Genomic DNA, 15,266 nt, shown 5'->3' on the forward strand with positions numbered 1-15,266 from the left:
ATCTTGGCGATTCTACGTATCGTATGCATTGGAGGTCATTCCCCGGAGCTACGAAGACAACCCACCCAAAGCCGATCGTTACACGTCGACCTTTATCGGGAGGCCCTACAGGATTGCGTTTGAGGTGATGAGGAAACTGTCTCTCTTCTTCATGAATAACGGCCGGTAGAGAAGATATCGATCTCAGTCGCGAGTCAGCACCGGATGCATCCATTTGGCCAGTGGTGGTCTGCCACCCAAGGAAGGCACGGCGACCAACATAGTGGGTGTGAGCGGGTCGACAAGCTGTTGCTGGCCAAGAGGTACTTGCAGCAAGCGGCCCGGAATAGCAGTGCGCGCCCATTGGGTTGTACACATCAGATTGAAAACGTCGATATAGCACGAAAAGGGAATTTTTTCGGCGAATCCCTAGAGGGGCTAAACATCGAATTTGGCCTACACTCAAGCCCGGGGAATGATCGTGCCTTGCAAAAGCAATTTGGAGTTCAATATGGCAGGGCGCATGGAATAGTCGGCAGCATATGACGGCACTTTGCTACGGATTGAAGGCTGTCATGCTCCAGCCGATTCAATCGATGGGTGGAAGCTGCTGCTTGTTTCAATGTTTAAATCACTTGAACCGCAGGGGAAGAACCTAATTTGAAAACTAACACTGTCCCGAAGGTTAGCGTACTTGTCCCCATGCGCAACGCAGCCCCGTTCGTTGTTCAGGCACTGGCGTCAATATTGCGCGAAGTTACCATTAGCTTAGAAGTGGTTGTCATCAACGATAAGTCTACCGACCGCTCATTGGAATTGGTGTTGAATATCAAGGATGAGCGAATCCAAGTCGTAGATGGCCCGGGCAAAGGCATTGCCGCAGCCTTAAACATCGGCCTGGCTTTGGCGCGGGGAGACATAGTCATGCGCTGCGATGCAGATGATCTTTACCCGGTTAGCCGAATCGACCATCAAGTAACGTGGCTTGACAACAATCAAGATTATGCGGCTGTGTGTGGGGGATTTACTGCACTAGATGAATCAGGGCTACTCGTCACCCAGCTAGAGACCGGCGAAATCGGCGAAGATATCACTGAGGAGCTCAATTTAGGGTGCACGAGAACGCATTTTTGCACCTATGCTGTTCGCAAAAGTGCAATTGATCGGGTCGGCGGATTCAGACCCTATTTTGAAACGGGTGAGGATATCGACTACCAGCTGCGCTTAGCCAATTTCGGTCGAGTCATGTACTTACCTCGGATAGCCTACGAATACAGATTACATGAAGCGTCGATAACGCATACACAAACCAATTCAAAGCGTATTTTCTTCGAGGATATTGCCAGAAAGTTTCAAGTTCAGCGCAAGATGTATGGCCAAGATGATCTTCAGCGCGATCAGCCGCCAACAATTCCCGATAGTAGCGCCGAAAGTGCTAGTAGTGCAGCAAAACAGATAGGGGGGATGTTAATGGGATCTGCATGGCGCACTCATCAAAGCGGTAATAAATTGGACGCCATAGCATTGGGAATCCGAGCACTTACGCACATGCCTTTTGACATCAGCTCGTGGCGCAGTGTGGTGGCACTGATTGTGAAGTCGGGCAAGCGTTCCCGATGAAAACCCGATGTGCATGAACCACGCTTGGCCAGCACTGGGTAATGCTCTGCGGCAATCGGGGCCAGGCGTCCAGTTCGCGGCATGGCTTTAACGGTGTCCAGACCCCAAAACACTTAACTGATCCCGGATACTGCGCTCCCGATTCGCGCAGATAACTCAGGCTCATCAGTAGCCGGCTGGCCGCTAACAACTTGTCAGACCCGATGCATCCGAAAGGCTCATGTCTGCTTGCTTGCCTGCGTAGCGCGGCTAGCGCAATGGCCAAACGCGACTATAGTACCTTTCGTACGTGCCATTGAATCCGGGGTAGTTGTAATGCCGTCAGTTGAATTATCGCCATCATTGAGCCTGCTCAAGCGAGCGATATCTGCTAGGGCGTGGAATCTTGGCGCACGTGTTACCTCTCAAGCCATTGATTTGGGCGGCAACCCGGCGATGGCACGGCTGCTGATGCCTGGCATCATGGCCGTCGCCACCACCGTTTCGATGGTTCTGCACATGCTGTCCGATCTCGGTTTGCGCCAGAACATCATCCAGAGTCCAAATGACGACGATCCGGTGTTCCTTAATACGGTGTGGACCGTGCAGATTGTGCGCGGTGTCATCCTTTTTACGTCCAAGCTTGCAGACCTTCTGGTCTTGCTGGCCCTCGGTTACTTCACCCGGTCTACCTGGTCGCTGGTGGCTTCAGGTCTGGTTGCAACAATGGTCAGCACTCTGCCGGGGCATTTCTGGTTTGAGGGCCCGTCCAACCGTCTAAAAAGGGACCGTTCTGCGCTCAAGGAATTGGTCGTTTTCGAAGAGCGTTGTGCCACTTATCCGTGGATCGACCTCATCAAGCAGCGCAGCGGTGTATACGATCAAAACGTTGAGCCGAAGCTTATAGCAATGAGAGTGCAGCACGTTTTGGGTGGGCAATCCAATGGTTAGTGTTTCCCTTGATGTGCTAGTCGTTAACTATAATACAGCGGCTCTGTTGCAGCCGATGTTTAATGCGTTAAGACAAACAAACAGTGCGGATCGCACGCGCTATTTGGTGGTAGACAATGCCTCTTCCGATAATTCTCTCGAATGCCTGGCAAACATTTGTCCAGAGGCATTGCAAGTGGCCAATTATAAAAATATCGGCTTTGGCCGGGCCAATAATCAATTAATCGAGCACCTGAAAGGTAAATACGCGTTACTCCTTAATACCGATGCCTTTATTGCTGCCGACACCTTGAGCATGACCCTCGAATACATGGAAGCGCATCCGGATTGCGGTGTCCTGGGTGTTCGGTTAGTTGGGCGAGAAGGTGACTTGCAACCGTCCTGTCGGTATTTTCCGACTCCGTTGAATGTCTTCATTGCGCGAACAGGACTCGGTCGCTTTTTCCCTGGGGTGAAAAAGGTCGACGACATGGCTTGGGATCATGAGTCGGTACGTGAGTGCGACTGGGTGCCTGGGTGCTACTACCTAATCCGCCGTGAAGTCATCGACCAGATTGGCTTGTTCGATCCGCGCTACTTTCTTTACTACGAAGAAGTTGACCACTGCAAACGCGTTAAACAGGCTGGTTGGAAAGTGATTTATTACCCGCATACCACGGTGGTGCATATCGGTGGAGAAAGTGCCAAATCTGTTGACGAGCTCAATACGGCCAGCCGTCAACTTCCCAAGTTTCAGATCGAAAGCGAGCTGTTGTACTTTCGCAAGCACCACGGCCTGGCGGGTTTGGCTTTTCATATGGCACTGGTGAGCCTTGGGGATCTAATTTTGGCGCTCAAGGCTCTATTGAAAGGCCGTGATTGGGCGTCTATCCAGGCGTGCTGGCAGCATACTAAAGTTACTTGGATATTGGTGCGTGAAACCCGCCTCGCCAGCCAACCAACACGGTAGATCTTTTATGTTCAAATTCATACGTGCCGACTTGCGTGCATACGGTGGGGATTGGACGGCTCAGGGCTTCTGGGTGATGCTGGTTTATCGCTTTGGGCGCTGGCGCTACGGCGTGCGTCCGGCGCTGTTACGCAAGCTGTTCTCTTTTATATACAAAGTACTTTTCAAGTTTGTGCAGATCGTGACGGGTATCGAACTGCCGTGTGAGGTTGTGGTCGGCCGTAACTTCGTTATCGATCATTTCGGTGGAATCGTGATCAGTGGCTATGCGCAGTTCGGCGACGATTGCCGCATCCGCAACGGCGTGGTGGTGGGGCTAAAAAATGTGGATGAGCCCATTGCCCCGGTGATAGGCAACAATGTTGATATCGGCGCCGGGGCCAAGGTACTGGGCAATATTCGCATTGGTAATAATGTTGTGATCGGTGCCAATGCCGTGGTGCTCATAGATTTACCCGACGACTCGATTGCCGTGGGCGTGCCTGCAACTATCAAGAAAAGAAAGTGCACAGAAGCAAAGGAATGCTTATGAACTCAATGGCCACTGGTATTGGTGTTGTAGTTATCGGTCGTAACGAAGGTCTACGGCTTGAGCGTTGTCTTTCTTCGCTGGTCGGTGTGGCGCAGAAGGCAGTGTATGTCGACTCAGGATCAACGGATGGTTCAGTGCCGATGGCGCTGAAGCTTGGGGTCGAAGTGGTCGAGTTGGATATGACGGTTCCCTTTACGGCTGCGCGCGCGCGTAATGAAGGCTTCGCGTGTGTGCGACGCTTATTGCCGGCGTTACGTTATGTTCAGTTTGTCGATGGTGATTGCGAGGTGGTCGAAGGCTGGCTGCCTCGGGCACAGGCCTTTCTTGATGAAAATCCTCAGGTTGCGGTGGTCTGTGGCCGGCGGCGCGAACGATTTCCACAGCGCTCGATTTACAACTTAATGTGCGATCTCGAATGGGATACGCCGCTAGGTGAGACCAAGGCTTGTGGTGGTGATGCGCTGATAAGGGCCGACGCTTTTGCCACTGTTTCTGGTTTTCGACCGGAGCTTATTGCCGGGGAAGAACCCGAGTTGTGTCTGCGCCTGCGTGCCAATGGATGGAAGGTCTGGCGCCTGGATGGCGACATGACCTTGCATGATGCGGCCATGACTCGTTTTGGCCAATGGTGGTGGCGTACTCTGCGCGGTGGTTACGCCTTTGCCGAGGGCGCATTTCTGCATGGGAATGCACCGGAGCAACACTGGCGGCGTGAGTCGCGTCGGGCCTGGTTTTGGGGCTTGGGGATTCCCTTGGCGACTATCATTACGGGCTTGATGCTGGGGTGGCTGGGGCTGCTTTTGCTGCTGGTTTATCCATTGCAGGTAGCGCGATTGGCTCGTCGGGGCGATAGATCCGCGCGCGAAAACTGGTTGCTGGCTTTCTTTCTCGTGCTGGGGAAATTTCCCGAGTTGCTTGGACAAGTCAAGTTTCTATTGGACAGATTCGGCACCGGTAAATCGGCGTTGATCGAATACAAGTGAGACTTCTATGAGTTATTGGCTGGTACTAAAAAGCGTGCTTTCTTTACATGCTGGGTATTCCGTCAGAGCGTTGAAAAACAAGCTGAAGTTTCTGGTATTGGTTGGAATAAACTGGTCCGATCTGAAATTATTTCTGTCGCGCATGTCAAATGCGCTGGGAAAGTCTGGACTTGAGAAGCTGGGGACCGACTGTGTCGGTGTTGTTCATTGGCCATACATTAGTAGAAGATGGGACTCCCAGGCCAGGCTTAGCGTATTAGCCTCACATTACGAAGTGGTCACAAAAAGCTGTCCACAGTTTTTGCTTTTCGGGCGCAATGACCGCTTTATCTTGAGTGATTTATCAGAGTGGTCTGCGGGTTGCTCCTTGGTTCTGGATCGTCCCGTATGGTTTATGCGCGAAGGAGAGCTGGTGCTGAACTTGTTTCAGGGAAATTTGCGCGTTGCATCGATAGCCTTCACGTTGTGCTACACCGAGATTGAGCTTTGTATTTTCATCGGTGCAGTTCAAGGGATACACAAAGGGATAGAGAATGATAAGTCCTTGGCAATTTACCGGGAGCTTACAAAAGATTTTGAAGGCCTTCGGCCAAGAAGTTTTCTGATTGAGACTATTAAATACATCTCAATGAATATTGGTGTTGGAAAAATATATGCGGTAGGGGATGGGTATCGCCATCATCGTCATCCGTATTTCGGCGGTGAAAAAGCTCAAGAGCTTGCGGCAAATTATGATTCGATCTGGTTGGAGCATGGGGCGACACCTTCAGAGCGCGAAGACTTTTTTGAGATTCCCATGGCTTCATCCAGGAAGCCGCTTGACTCTATTCCTTCAAAAAAGCGCGCCATGTACCGCAGGCGCTATGAGCATCTAGATGACACATTTAGAGCAATAGATAAGGTGTTGAAAGGCCGCTATTTAGCACATTGACGTTCGTGATCACCGTACGACTGTGGGTTTGCCTGCAGTCATAATTCACCGCCACGACATCGAAGCTTGGTTCCTATGCGTATCGCTTATTTCATCAATCAATACCCCAAGGTCAGCCATAGCTTCATCCGCCGCGAGATTCTGGCGTTAGAACGCCAGTGCTTGGAAGTGCAGCGCATTGCGCTGCGTGGCTGGGATGCCGAATTGGTGGATGCTGAGGACGTGTCGGAACGCGATAAAACCCTTTATGTGCTCCAGGGTGGAGTCAAAGACCTGTTGGTGCCTGTGTTCCAGGTGCTGCGCGCCAAGCCGCGGCGCTTTTTATCGGCGCTGTGGTTGGCGCTACGCATGGGCCGACATGCCGATCGCCCCTTGCCGTACCATTTGGTCTATTTGTTCGAGGCTTGCCGCTTGCTGTCTTGGTTAGAGGCATTCGGTGCCGAGCATGTGCATGCGCATTTCGGCACTAACTCAACCGAAGTAGTGATGCTGGCCAATGCTCTTGGCGGGCCCGCCTATAGCTTTACCGTGCACGGTCCTGAAGAGTTCGACAAACCGCAGTTTATTCATTTGGGCGAGAAAGTTCAGCGCTCAGTTTTTGTCGTGGCCGTCAGCTCTTATGGGCGCAGCCAGCTGTTTCGCTGGGTGCCTCATGCGCACTGGGTAAAAGTCAAAGTGGTGCATTGTGGCCTGGAACGAGCCTTTCACGATGTACCGGCAGTTGCTTTACCGGCAGCCCCCCGGTTGGTTTGTGTGGGGCGCTTGAGTGAACAAAAGGGTCAATTGTTGTTACTGGAGGCCGCCCGTATTCTGGCAGCGCAATCCGTAGCGTTTGAAATAGTGCTGGCCGGCGATGGGGAACTGCGTGAGGAAATTGAAGCCCTGATTGCGCAACATGGTTTAGAGGCTCAGGTTCGTATCACCGGCTGGATCAGCAGCGCGCAGGTGCGAGAGGAAATTCTTGCGGCGCGGGCCTTGGTGCTGCCGAGTTTCGCCGAGGGCTTGCCTGTGGTCATCATGGAAGCCATGGCCCTGCGCCGGCCAGTACTTACGACTTATGTGGCGGGTATCCCCGAGTTGGTGCGCCAGGGTGAGAACGGTTGGTTGTTCCCCGCGGGCGCGGCTGAGGACTTGGCGGCAGCGCTCGCAGACTGCCTCGCGCAACCTGTTGAAGTGTTGCAGCGCATGGGCGACGCCGCCTATCAGCGAGTGCTGGAGCGGCACGATATTGATACCGAAGCGACCAAATTGGCGAAATTGATTAAGGGCCAAATATGATCACGTTGTTCAGTTGGCTGTTCAGTGCACTGTTGCTACTCGTCCTTTTGCCGGTGCTGGTGCTGTTCATCCAGGTGTTGCTGGCCTGCCTGACTGTGCGATCGCCTGCGTCGAAACAAGGATCGCGGCCGCGAGTGGCGGTGTTAGTGCCTGCACACAATGAATCATCGATCATCGTCGCAACGTTAAATAGTATTCGGCCGCAGTTGCTTGCTGGCGATCGCCTGTTGGTGGTGGCGGACAACTGCTCTGACGACACAGCCGAGCACGCCCGCGCTTCGGGCGCCGAGGTGGTGGAGCGCAGCAATGATCAGCAGCGCGGCAAGGGCTATGCGCTGGACTTTGGCGTGCATCATTTGACGAGCAGTGCGCCGGACGTCCTCATCATTATTGATGCCGACTGCCAGGTGGTCGAGGGTTCTATTGAAAGGCTGGCAGTGCGTTGCATCGAATCAGGGCGGCCTACTCAATCACTTAATCTGATGCGTGCTCCAGAAGGCGCCGGGCTAAAAGTGCGGCTTGCCGAGTTTGCCTGGTGTGTGAAGAACCTGGTGCGGCCCAAAGGGTGGGCTCGGCTTGGCTTGCCCTGTCAGTTAATGGGCACAGGCATGGCGTTCGTTTGGCGGGACCTGCCTTTAATCAATTTGGCCAGTGGGCACATCGTCGAAGATCTGAAGATGGGCCTGGATTTCTGCCGAAGCGGCAAACCACCTTTATTTTGCCCAGACGCTTTGGTGATCAGTTATTTTCCACGCAGTGATGAAGGTTTAAGGACCCAGCGAACGCGTTGGGAACATGGTCACCTGGGGGTACTTTTCGGTGATACGCCAAAGTTGATCGTGGAGTCTATTAGTCGGGGCAACTGGAGTCTTTTGGCTATGACGCTGGATTTGTTGGTTCCGCCGTTGGCCTTACTGACCCTGATACTGGGAGCGGCGTTTAGCCTGTCCTGGTTGGTGTTTGTGCTCTTTGGCGCCCTGGCACCCTCCTTGATAGCTTCTGCCGGGCTGGGCATCTTGGGTGTGACAGTCTTGCTGGCATGGAGCCAATTTGGTCGCGGAATCATATCTTTTTCTACCTTATTGTATGCGCCGTTCTACGCGTTGAAAAAAATACCCCTATACCTGGGATTTTTAATGAAGCGCCAGGTTGAGTGGGTGCGTTCGAAGCGAGATGACACGTGATGCGTGCTCTTACCTGGCAGGACACCTGGAAAACGATTGTCCCGAAACTCAGGCTGGTCAGCGATGTTGGCGATGAACAGGATTTGATTGATGATTTATCCAGTTTTGACGCAACAACAGTGCTTGGGTTCGTCAACGCGCACGCCATGAACCTGGTGGCGGCTAACAATCAATACTACGAAGCGTTGTCGTCTGCTGACGTTTTACTGCGAGACGGCTCCGGCATGGCCATGCTGTTTCGTCGTCTCGGAATGGCGCCGGGGTTAAACATGAATGGCACGGATTTTATTCCCAAACTGTTGGCCGCGTTTAAAGGACGACGTGTGGCATTTTGGGGCACTGAAGAGGCTGTTCTAGCTAATGCGGCGAAACGAAGTGATGCGCTATTTGCGGTAAATGTAGTGTCTGCGCACCATGGTTTTGCGGAAGCGGATACCTATGTAAACCTTGCCAGGCTCTGGCAGCCAGAATTGGTTGTGCTGGGAATGGGCATGCCCAAACAAGAGGTCGTAGCGACCAGGCTAGCCGCCAGCGGTGTGCCATGTCTGATTGTCTGCGGTGGGGCTATCCTCGACTTTCTGGGGGGCAAAGTTGATCGGGCGCCGAAATGGGTGCGTCGTTTCGGTTGTGAATGGGTGTTCAGGCTGATACAGGAGCCAAAACGATTATTCAGTCGCTATGTGGTTGGCAATCCGATGTTCTTGCTTCGCATGCTGATCTACAGAGGGGCAACTCCTTAGCGAGTGCTCTCACTTGCCCTTGGGTGCATGTTACCTTTTGGCCCACGATCGGCCGCAAAAAATCGGGGCCATAAAAAAACGCCGCCAGCGCCACAACGATCTTGCATAACCCCAACACGGCATCTTTACTACAATGAGGATTACCGACCTGCTGGGCATATTAGAAGCAATTTTGTCAGTTTGGTGACAGTCAGGCAGTGTCAGATAGTCTTGGCCTTATTAAGATAGTTACGAATCTCTCGCAAGAAAAAAACGTGGTGTAGCGTTAAGAGATGGCAGATCATACAAACATGCTAGCAAAGGTGTACTACGGGTTTTAAGGGCGAGCCTGGCAATTCAGCTTTTGTTTCGAGTGACTATCCTGTTGATTTTAAAGCTGAAATAATATTCACTTAACTTGCGCCAGTGAACAAATGAAAAAATATGTAGCAATACTGATGCGTAAGCTAATATCTCCTTCAATGCGATTTGAGTTGAGAGAATCACGCGCTGAGCTATATGAATTACTCGCGCGAGCATGTTTTTGGCGCTGGGAAATTGTCAGGCTCAGACTTCGGGAAAACAGTCTTTACGATATTCTCTATGTTGGTCGTAAAGCACGACGGGAATTTGTGCAAGTTCTCTTGGGTGCCGACCCTCAAGTGGTCGATAGAGAATTAAAATCAGATAAATCAAGGCACTCGGTGCTAGTGAGTGAAATGCCGACCTTGGGCGCGTTGCATATACCTCAGTCTCTGAGTGCAGTCGTGCCCTTGGGCAGGCCAATAGAGGACATTACCGCAAGATACAATACAGAGCTGCGGCGAAATCTGCGTAAAAACCGACTGCGTTATCGTATGAAGCAAGCATTGAATGATAACGAGATTGAAAGAGCAGATCGGGAAATGCTTCAACCTTATGCCAGAGCCCGGCATGGCGCAGCGGCCTCTCAGATTGAATCGCATGAGGTTCAAAGGGTGGCGAAAAATGCCGGGCGACTCGACCTGGTAATGCTGGAAGACGAGGTAGTGGCCTGCCATCTGGGGTGCACCATTACCCGAGGGGAAAGGCGCTACTGGAGCACGATCCGCTTCGGCTATCCGGATGCAGTGTTTTCAGATGCAAAAAAATTGCGTGAAATCAACTCGATAACTACGTTCATGGCACTTGAGTGGGCGATAGAAAACGGTTTTGACTATTACGATATCGGTACGTGTCTGGCGCGTCCGGATGATGGGCTCCTCGAGTGGAAAAGAAGGCGTGGAGGGGATGTCGATACGCTGGGCAATCACGGCTATCTGTATGTACGACTGCCGAAAGAGGGCGTAGCGCAATTTCTTTGGGAAACACCATTATTTGCTGTCGAAGGTAAAAAATTGACACTTCATCTTGGACTGCCCGAGGGTCGGACTGATGAGGAAGTTACGAATCGATATCGTGAAATGGGCTTCGGTGGACTCTCTAAAGTATATCTTCATTGCGCTAAAGAGCCCGGAGCTATGCTTCTCGATACCTTGCGCAGTCGCTATAATCATTTAAAGGTCCCTCCCATCATAAAAAGTATCATGTCCGGGTAAATGTATTTTTTGCTTTTGAGCGGTGGAGTTTTACGTGGTGGGCTATAAACTAAATTTCTGTGTATTTGCCTCAGAGTGGAAGTTAATATGTCGAGCACCAATACATTGGCGAATAGCAGTCAATCGAAGTGGAGTCTTGTTGCGTACAAACATATTCTAAAAGCACGATTTACACGAAATCCGCCATTGACCTTACAAAGTGTCGCCGTCAAGACTTGGGAAATTGCTCCTGGCGAAACCTCAATTGCTCCGCCTGCTTTTTTCCTGCCCAATCAACTCGAGCGCGTGACGGGATGGGCAGGCGATTTATTTTATCCCTTCGAACATCCCCGTCGAACAATGGAGGGCGTAGGCAGTGTTGAACATGGCCCAACGCACGGCTACCTGCTTAAAGATGTATGGTTAATTGATGGTACTATCTATAAAGACGATGCCAAATCATGGTTGTCGCCAAGATCACAATGGCTGCCAAGAGTTCGCGTAGAAAACGAAATTGATCGCGGAGCGATCTATTGCACGGCGGGCGGGAATAAATGGTTCGGCTCATGGTTGATGGATGATTGTATAACTTACCCTATGGCATGCGAAGAGGGTATTCCAGTTACCACGGCACTGCCCGCCAACCTCGTTTCTACCGCCAAGACCGGCATACTTCACGCCCCCGGTTATGAAGATTGGCTGGGTATGACGCCGGTTCGTCAACGTAACGCATTTTTCCGTGAGCTCGTGATCTTTGACGATCTAAGTCAAAATCGACATAAGCACTTTCGCTTTCGTGCGATGGGTGAAAGGTTGCTGTCGCACGTAAAATATAATTCCCATCCTGGCGTGTTTGTTCTGCGCGGCAACAAGGGTGAATTGCGCTTGTTACGAAATGAAATGGAACTAGCTGAACATCTGCGTGACCGCAGAGGATTTCGCATTATCGATCCCGCAAAGTCTGATGTTGCTACCATCGTCGCGGCCTGTGCCGGTGCAAGAGTCGTGGTAGGGATCGAGGGTAGTCACCTCATACACGGTGTTAACCTACTACCGCTTGGTGGTTCGCTGCTGGTATTGCAGCCCCCCAATCGGTTCCTCTGCTTTTTCAAATATCTAACGGATCGCGATCATCAAAACTTTGGTTTTGTAGTGGGCACACCCGATGGCGATGGTTTTAGAATCGACGCCGATGAGGTTGAGCGCACCCTGGATCTATTTCCGGTCGACACTTTTGTAGGCTGATCAAGTAGGTGAAGGGGTCGTAACTTCTATAGCGCCCCTCGGAATCGACTAGTAGGCATGCTTGCCGGAGAAGACAAGCACAGTGCGCAGAAGAATGACGAAATCGAGCCAGAGCGACCAGTTGTTGATGTATTCAATGTCCGAATCAACCCGCCGAATCATCTGTTCTATATCTCTCGTTTCACCGCGAAAGCCACGCACTTGAGCCAGGCCTGTGATCCCTGGCTTGATGTTGTGACGGGCAAAATAGTCCGAGATGTCGGGTGAGTACTGCGCATCGTGCGCAATGGCGTGGGGGCGCGGCCCCACCAGGGACATTTCCCCCATCAACACGTTGAACAACTGCGGCAGTTCATCCAGGCTTGTTTTGCGAATAAAGGCGCCCACCCTGGTAGTGCGCGGATCGTTCTTTTCAGCCTGTTTGACGATGCCATCTTCCGGTTGATGGACGACCATGCTTCGGAATTTCCAGATACGGAACGAGTCGCCACTCCACCCCATGCGTTGTTGTCGAAAGAACACCGGCCCAGGGCTGTCGAGCTTGATGGCAATGGCGACTACCGCCAGCAACGGTGCTGCAATCAGCAAGATGAGAAAGGCCAGGGCTCTATCTTCAAGGTTCTTCAGAAGCAGCCGCATCCCCATCAGCGGAGTTTCAGAAAGGGTCAGCACGGGAATTCCGGCAATTTCACGTACGCTGTGATTGATCAAGCGCAGTGAAAAAATATCCGGCACCCAGTTTACGGCGATGTGTTTATCAAACAGCTTTAAATAAACGTCTTTGATAACCTTTGAACCATCCAGAGGCGTAACGAAATAGACGGTACGAATGGAATGCTGAACAACTAGTTCATGTAGGTCGGAGATATGGCCCAGTATTTTTAAGCGATGTGGATTCTTTGAACCATCTTCCACATGATCCTCATCCGTCCCGATCAACACTGCCCCAACCACCTGTTCACTCAGCCAGGGGTTATTGCTGATTTTCTGGTGAAGGAAGTTGGCCAGCTCTCCCTTGCCGATAATAAGCGCGTTGTTCCTATGAGTCGGATGGGCCAGGAACTTTTTCTGGACTTCGCGTGTTGCGAGGTGCAAAAGCAATTGCGCGAAATACCCGATAACAAACAACTCACCCACCAACAAACGTGAGTATTGCTCACTTTGCTTGGTAAGAAAGGCAATGGCAACAAGAAAACAAAAAACGGCCGTCCATGCCTTGAGAAGCTTAAAAGTTTTGACAGCGAAGCCGACATTGCTTCGGTAAATAGCATAGTGATCGTATACGACGGCCAACGCCCCCAGCAGCAACAGGACCATGATGACATAGGCCTGCGATATGAAGCCGATGTGATAGTTGATCAGGAACCACGCGACACCGGTCACTGCGACAGCATCGAGACCAGCCTGAATAACGATACTGGTACTGCTTCTTCGCTGAAGAACGGAACGGCTAGTATTGGGCTCAAAAATCATATTTAGATCCTCGCGCTCAATGATGTCGCGATTCAGTCAAAACGGCCCTCGCTAGAGAGCGTTAGCGCCCGCGTTACCGCCAAGCCACTCCTGCTTGTGGTAAGCCACCGACCACCAAATTGATAGATTTCGGCACCGCTTGTTGCAGTTGTTTTATCTTGTTTGGATCAATGTCGACGCATAAGACGCGATGTCCGACATCGGCCAGTGCCGCTGCTTGTATCAGGCCAACATAGCCCGTGCCAAATACGCTCACGTCCATATTGGCGTGCCTCGTAAGACAGTTGAAATAACGAAAGTAGAACTCTCAAAAAGGGTATAGCCCAGCGTTGGGAAAGCGTGTCAGGAAAATGACATTCTGTCGTATTAGGGATTTCCCACTGTTTGGAGCTAAATGCCATCAAGTGCTTGTTGGTGTTCGAATTGTCGCGGTTTTTAAGGGATTGCAAAGTTTTAAAGAAATCGATGGACGGTCTTATGCCCAAAAAATCGGGGGTAATTTCCAAATAAATGTGTCATTTTCGAATCAACGTTTTTTTGACGCGCACTAAAAAGTCCGACAATTCTTGCGCTTGGATGGGTCGGAGCTAGTGTCAAAAAAAGGCCGACAATCTATTGGCCAATGGCGCCGGAAAGATAACGATTCGATATCTAAAAAAACTTCTTTTAATTATTTATTTGCTTAAAAGTTACGACTATTACGTCGAACGTTTGAGTGGAATGGGCATCGGTTTTCCGGTGCTGCTGTTCGGGGGCACGTTTATCGTGCTGACGGTGGCGCTGTTTATGACTGCGTACATTCGGCAGACGTTGATCCGACATCTGTTCGCGCTGGTGGGCAGCGCGTTGAATATCCTGGTCACTACAACATCTTCCCGACGCTGTTGCAGTTGATGGGGTATGACCTGGCGGGGGTTGAGGCGGTGTATGGCAAGCCACTGAGTGTGCCGACGGCCGACGCATTCACGTTTAACTACCGGTTCAATGCGCGGCTGGGGGCGAAGCCGCAGTGGAAGCATATTGATTTGAAGAGCATTGTGACGCCTTCGCAGTCGCCAGCGAGTGTGGCGGCGGGGCAGTGACATTTCTGTTGTCTGATCGGGCCCCTTCGCGGGCAAGCCCGCTCCTACAGGGATCGGGTTGTGAGGGTTGATCCGAAGGCAACGCATCTGTTTAGGCCGCTATCCTTGCTTCACGCTTCTTAAACGGGTTTACCCATGCTTCAGGTCCAAGGTGTCTTCAAAAGTTACGCTACCCCGCAAGGTCCGCTGCCGGTGCTGCAAGGCGTCGACCTGACGCTCAAACCCGGCAGCAGCCTGGCGCTGATGGGCGAGTCGGGCAGCGGCAAAAGCACCTTGCTGCACCTGATTGCCGGGCTCGACAAAGTCGACCAGGGCAGCATCCGCAGCGATGAACATCGGCTGGAGCAGATGAGCGAAGGGCAACTGGCCAACTGGCGGCGCAACGAAATTGGCCTGGTGTTTCAGCAGTTCAATCTGATCGGCAGTTTGCGGGTCGAGGACAATCTGGCCTTTCAGGCGCGGTTAGCGGGGCGCCATGATCCGCGCTGGCAGGCGCATCTGGTGCAGCGCCTGGGCTTGAGTGACTTACTGCGACGCTATCCGGAGCAACTGTCCGGCGGCCAACAGCAGCGAGTCGCATTGGGCCGCGCGCTGGCGTCAAAGCCGAAACTTTTGCTGGCCGACGAACCCACCGGCAGCCTCGATGAAGCCACCAGCGACGAGGTGCTGAAGCTGCTCCTGGAATTGCTCGACGACACGCCCACCACGTTGTTGATGGTCACTCACAGTCCACGGGTTGCCGCGCGGCTGGCAGAAAAAGTGGTGTTGCACGGTGGTCGTCTGGCTGGCACGGACGAGCGCTGAG

The 15,266-nt window shown here is 52.1% G+C and carries 13 protein-coding genes and 3 pseudogenes; 14 read left to right on the forward strand and 2 right to left on the reverse strand.

Annotated features, from left to right (window positions below):
* The first annotated feature begins 681 nt into the window (after positions 1-681).
* The 11 genes and pseudogenes from ACWGZX_RS25345 (at position 682) to ACWGZX_RS25395 (ending at position 11,906) form a co-directional block, all read left to right on the forward strand.
* Complete coding sequence (locus ACWGZX_RS25345; protein ID WP_452625925.1) at positions 682-1,599, forward strand: glycosyltransferase family 2 protein; 918 nt, start codon at positions 682-684, stop codon at positions 1,597-1,599.
* A gap of 315 nt (positions 1,600-1,914) precedes the next feature.
* Positions 1,915-2,253 (forward strand): annotated as a pseudogene (locus ACWGZX_RS25350) (oligosaccharide flippase family protein); the annotation flags it as partial.
* A gap of 268 nt (positions 2,254-2,521) precedes the next feature.
* Entirely contained in the window at positions 2,522-3,478 is a 957-nt protein-coding gene (locus ACWGZX_RS25355) for a glycosyltransferase family 2 protein (protein WP_452625926.1), read from the forward strand.
* A 7-nt stretch (positions 3,479-3,485) separates the two neighbouring features.
* Complete coding sequence (locus ACWGZX_RS25360; protein ID WP_223512808.1) at positions 3,486-4,010, forward strand: serine O-acetyltransferase; 525 nt, start codon at positions 3,486-3,488, stop codon at positions 4,008-4,010.
* Between the two features lie 5 nt (positions 4,011-4,015).
* Entirely contained in the window at positions 4,016-4,993 is a 978-nt protein-coding gene (locus ACWGZX_RS25365; RefSeq protein ID WP_452629067.1) for a glycosyltransferase family 2 protein, read from the forward strand.
* A gap of 7 nt (positions 4,994-5,000) precedes the next feature.
* Positions 5,001-5,924: a DUF535 family protein gene (locus tag ACWGZX_RS25370; RefSeq protein ID WP_223512811.1), complete on the forward strand. Its 924-nt coding sequence runs from the start codon at positions 5,001-5,003 to the stop codon at positions 5,922-5,924.
* Positions 5,925-5,999: 75 nt separating this feature from the next.
* A complete protein-coding gene (locus ACWGZX_RS25375; RefSeq protein ID WP_452625927.1) occupies positions 6,000-7,202 on the forward strand; it encodes a glycosyltransferase in 1,203 nt (400 codons plus the stop codon).
* Positions 7,199-8,386: a glycosyltransferase family 2 protein gene (locus ACWGZX_RS25380; protein WP_452625928.1), complete on the forward strand. Its 1,188-nt coding sequence runs from the start codon at positions 7,199-7,201 to the stop codon at positions 8,384-8,386. The genes ACWGZX_RS25375 and ACWGZX_RS25380 overlap by 4 nt, the downstream gene beginning before the upstream one ends.
* Positions 8,386-9,126, forward strand: a complete 741-nt coding sequence (locus tag ACWGZX_RS25385; protein ID WP_452625929.1) for a WecB/TagA/CpsF family glycosyltransferase — start codon at positions 8,386-8,388, stop codon at positions 9,124-9,126. The genes ACWGZX_RS25380 and ACWGZX_RS25385 overlap by 1 nt, the downstream gene beginning before the upstream one ends.
* A gap of 413 nt (positions 9,127-9,539) precedes the next feature.
* Positions 9,540-10,682, forward strand: coding sequence for a hypothetical protein (locus ACWGZX_RS25390; RefSeq protein WP_452625930.1), 1,143 nt, complete (start codon positions 9,540-9,542; stop codon positions 10,680-10,682).
* An 87-nt stretch (positions 10,683-10,769) separates the two neighbouring features.
* Positions 10,770-11,906: a glycosyltransferase 61 family protein gene (locus ACWGZX_RS25395; RefSeq protein WP_452625931.1), complete on the forward strand. Its 1,137-nt coding sequence runs from the start codon at positions 10,770-10,772 to the stop codon at positions 11,904-11,906.
* A 48-nt stretch (positions 11,907-11,954) separates the two neighbouring features.
* On the opposite strand, the gene ACWGZX_RS25400 is transcribed toward ACWGZX_RS25395, so the two are convergent.
* Together ACWGZX_RS25400 and ACWGZX_RS25405 are read right to left on the reverse strand one after the other, a co-directional pair.
* On the reverse strand, positions 11,955-13,379 hold the full coding sequence (locus ACWGZX_RS25400; protein ID WP_452625932.1) for an undecaprenyl-phosphate glucose phosphotransferase: 1,425 nt from the start codon (positions 13,377-13,379) through the stop codon (positions 11,955-11,957).
* Positions 13,380-13,509: 130 nt separating this feature from the next.
* Positions 13,510-13,641, reverse strand: a pseudogene (locus ACWGZX_RS25405) (hypothetical protein); the annotation flags it as partial.
* A gap of 353 nt (positions 13,642-13,994) precedes the next feature.
* Between ACWGZX_RS25405 and ACWGZX_RS25410 the strand changes: the two are divergent.
* The 3 genes and pseudogenes from ACWGZX_RS25410 to ACWGZX_RS25420 all read left to right on the forward strand — a co-directional run bounded on the left by ACWGZX_RS25410 (position 13,995) and on the right by ACWGZX_RS25420 (position 15,265).
* Positions 13,995-14,273, forward strand: a complete 279-nt coding sequence (locus ACWGZX_RS25410; RefSeq protein WP_452625933.1) for a hypothetical protein — start codon at positions 13,995-13,997, stop codon at positions 14,271-14,273.
* Positions 14,240-14,461: pseudogene (locus tag ACWGZX_RS25415) on the forward strand (sulfatase-like hydrolase/transferase); the annotation flags it as partial. The gene ACWGZX_RS25410 and the pseudogene ACWGZX_RS25415, both read left to right, overlap by 34 nt.
* A gap of 135 nt (positions 14,462-14,596) precedes the next feature.
* Positions 14,597-15,265 carry an ABC transporter ATP-binding protein gene (locus ACWGZX_RS25420; protein ID WP_452625934.1) on the forward strand — a complete coding sequence of 223 codons (669 nt, stop codon included), beginning with the start codon at positions 14,597-14,599 and terminating at the stop codon, positions 15,263-15,265.
* Position 15,266 lies beyond the last annotated feature (1 nt).

The sequence above is a fragment of the Pseudomonas sp. CLCA07 genome (genome assembly GCF_053615335.1).

Bases quoted from the DNA above. Each gene is read 5' to 3' on its own strand.
- ACWGZX_RS25390 (WP_452625930.1), top strand. From the start codon at position 9,540: ATGAAAAAATATGTAGCAATACTGATGCGTAAGCTAATATCTCCTTCA.
- ACWGZX_RS25370 (WP_223512811.1), top strand. From the start codon at position 5,001: ATGAGTTATTGGCTGGTACTAAAAAGCGTGCTTTCTTTACATGCTGGG.
- ACWGZX_RS25400 (WP_452625932.1), bottom strand. From the start codon at position 13,379: ATGATTTTTGAGCCCAATACTAGCCGTTCCGTTCTTCAGCGAAGAAGC.
- ACWGZX_RS25360 (WP_223512808.1), top strand. From the start codon at position 3,486: ATGTTCAAATTCATACGTGCCGACTTGCGTGCATACGGTGGGGATTGG.
- ACWGZX_RS25345 (WP_452625925.1), top strand. From the start codon at position 682: ATGCGCAACGCAGCCCCGTTCGTTGTTCAGGCACTGGCGTCAATATTG.
- ACWGZX_RS25380 (WP_452625928.1), top strand. From the start codon at position 7,199: ATGATCACGTTGTTCAGTTGGCTGTTCAGTGCACTGTTGCTACTCGTC.
- ACWGZX_RS25355 (WP_452625926.1), top strand. From the start codon at position 2,522: ATGGTTAGTGTTTCCCTTGATGTGCTAGTCGTTAACTATAATACAGCG.
- ACWGZX_RS25365 (WP_452629067.1), top strand. From the start codon at position 4,016: ATGGCCACTGGTATTGGTGTTGTAGTTATCGGTCGTAACGAAGGTCTA.
- ACWGZX_RS25420 (WP_452625934.1), top strand. From the start codon at position 14,597: ATGCTTCAGGTCCAAGGTGTCTTCAAAAGTTACGCTACCCCGCAAGGT.
- ACWGZX_RS25395 (WP_452625931.1), top strand. From the start codon at position 10,770: ATGTCGAGCACCAATACATTGGCGAATAGCAGTCAATCGAAGTGGAGT.
- ACWGZX_RS25375 (WP_452625927.1), top strand. From the start codon at position 6,000: ATGCGTATCGCTTATTTCATCAATCAATACCCCAAGGTCAGCCATAGC.
- ACWGZX_RS25385 (WP_452625929.1), top strand. From the start codon at position 8,386: ATGCGTGCTCTTACCTGGCAGGACACCTGGAAAACGATTGTCCCGAAA.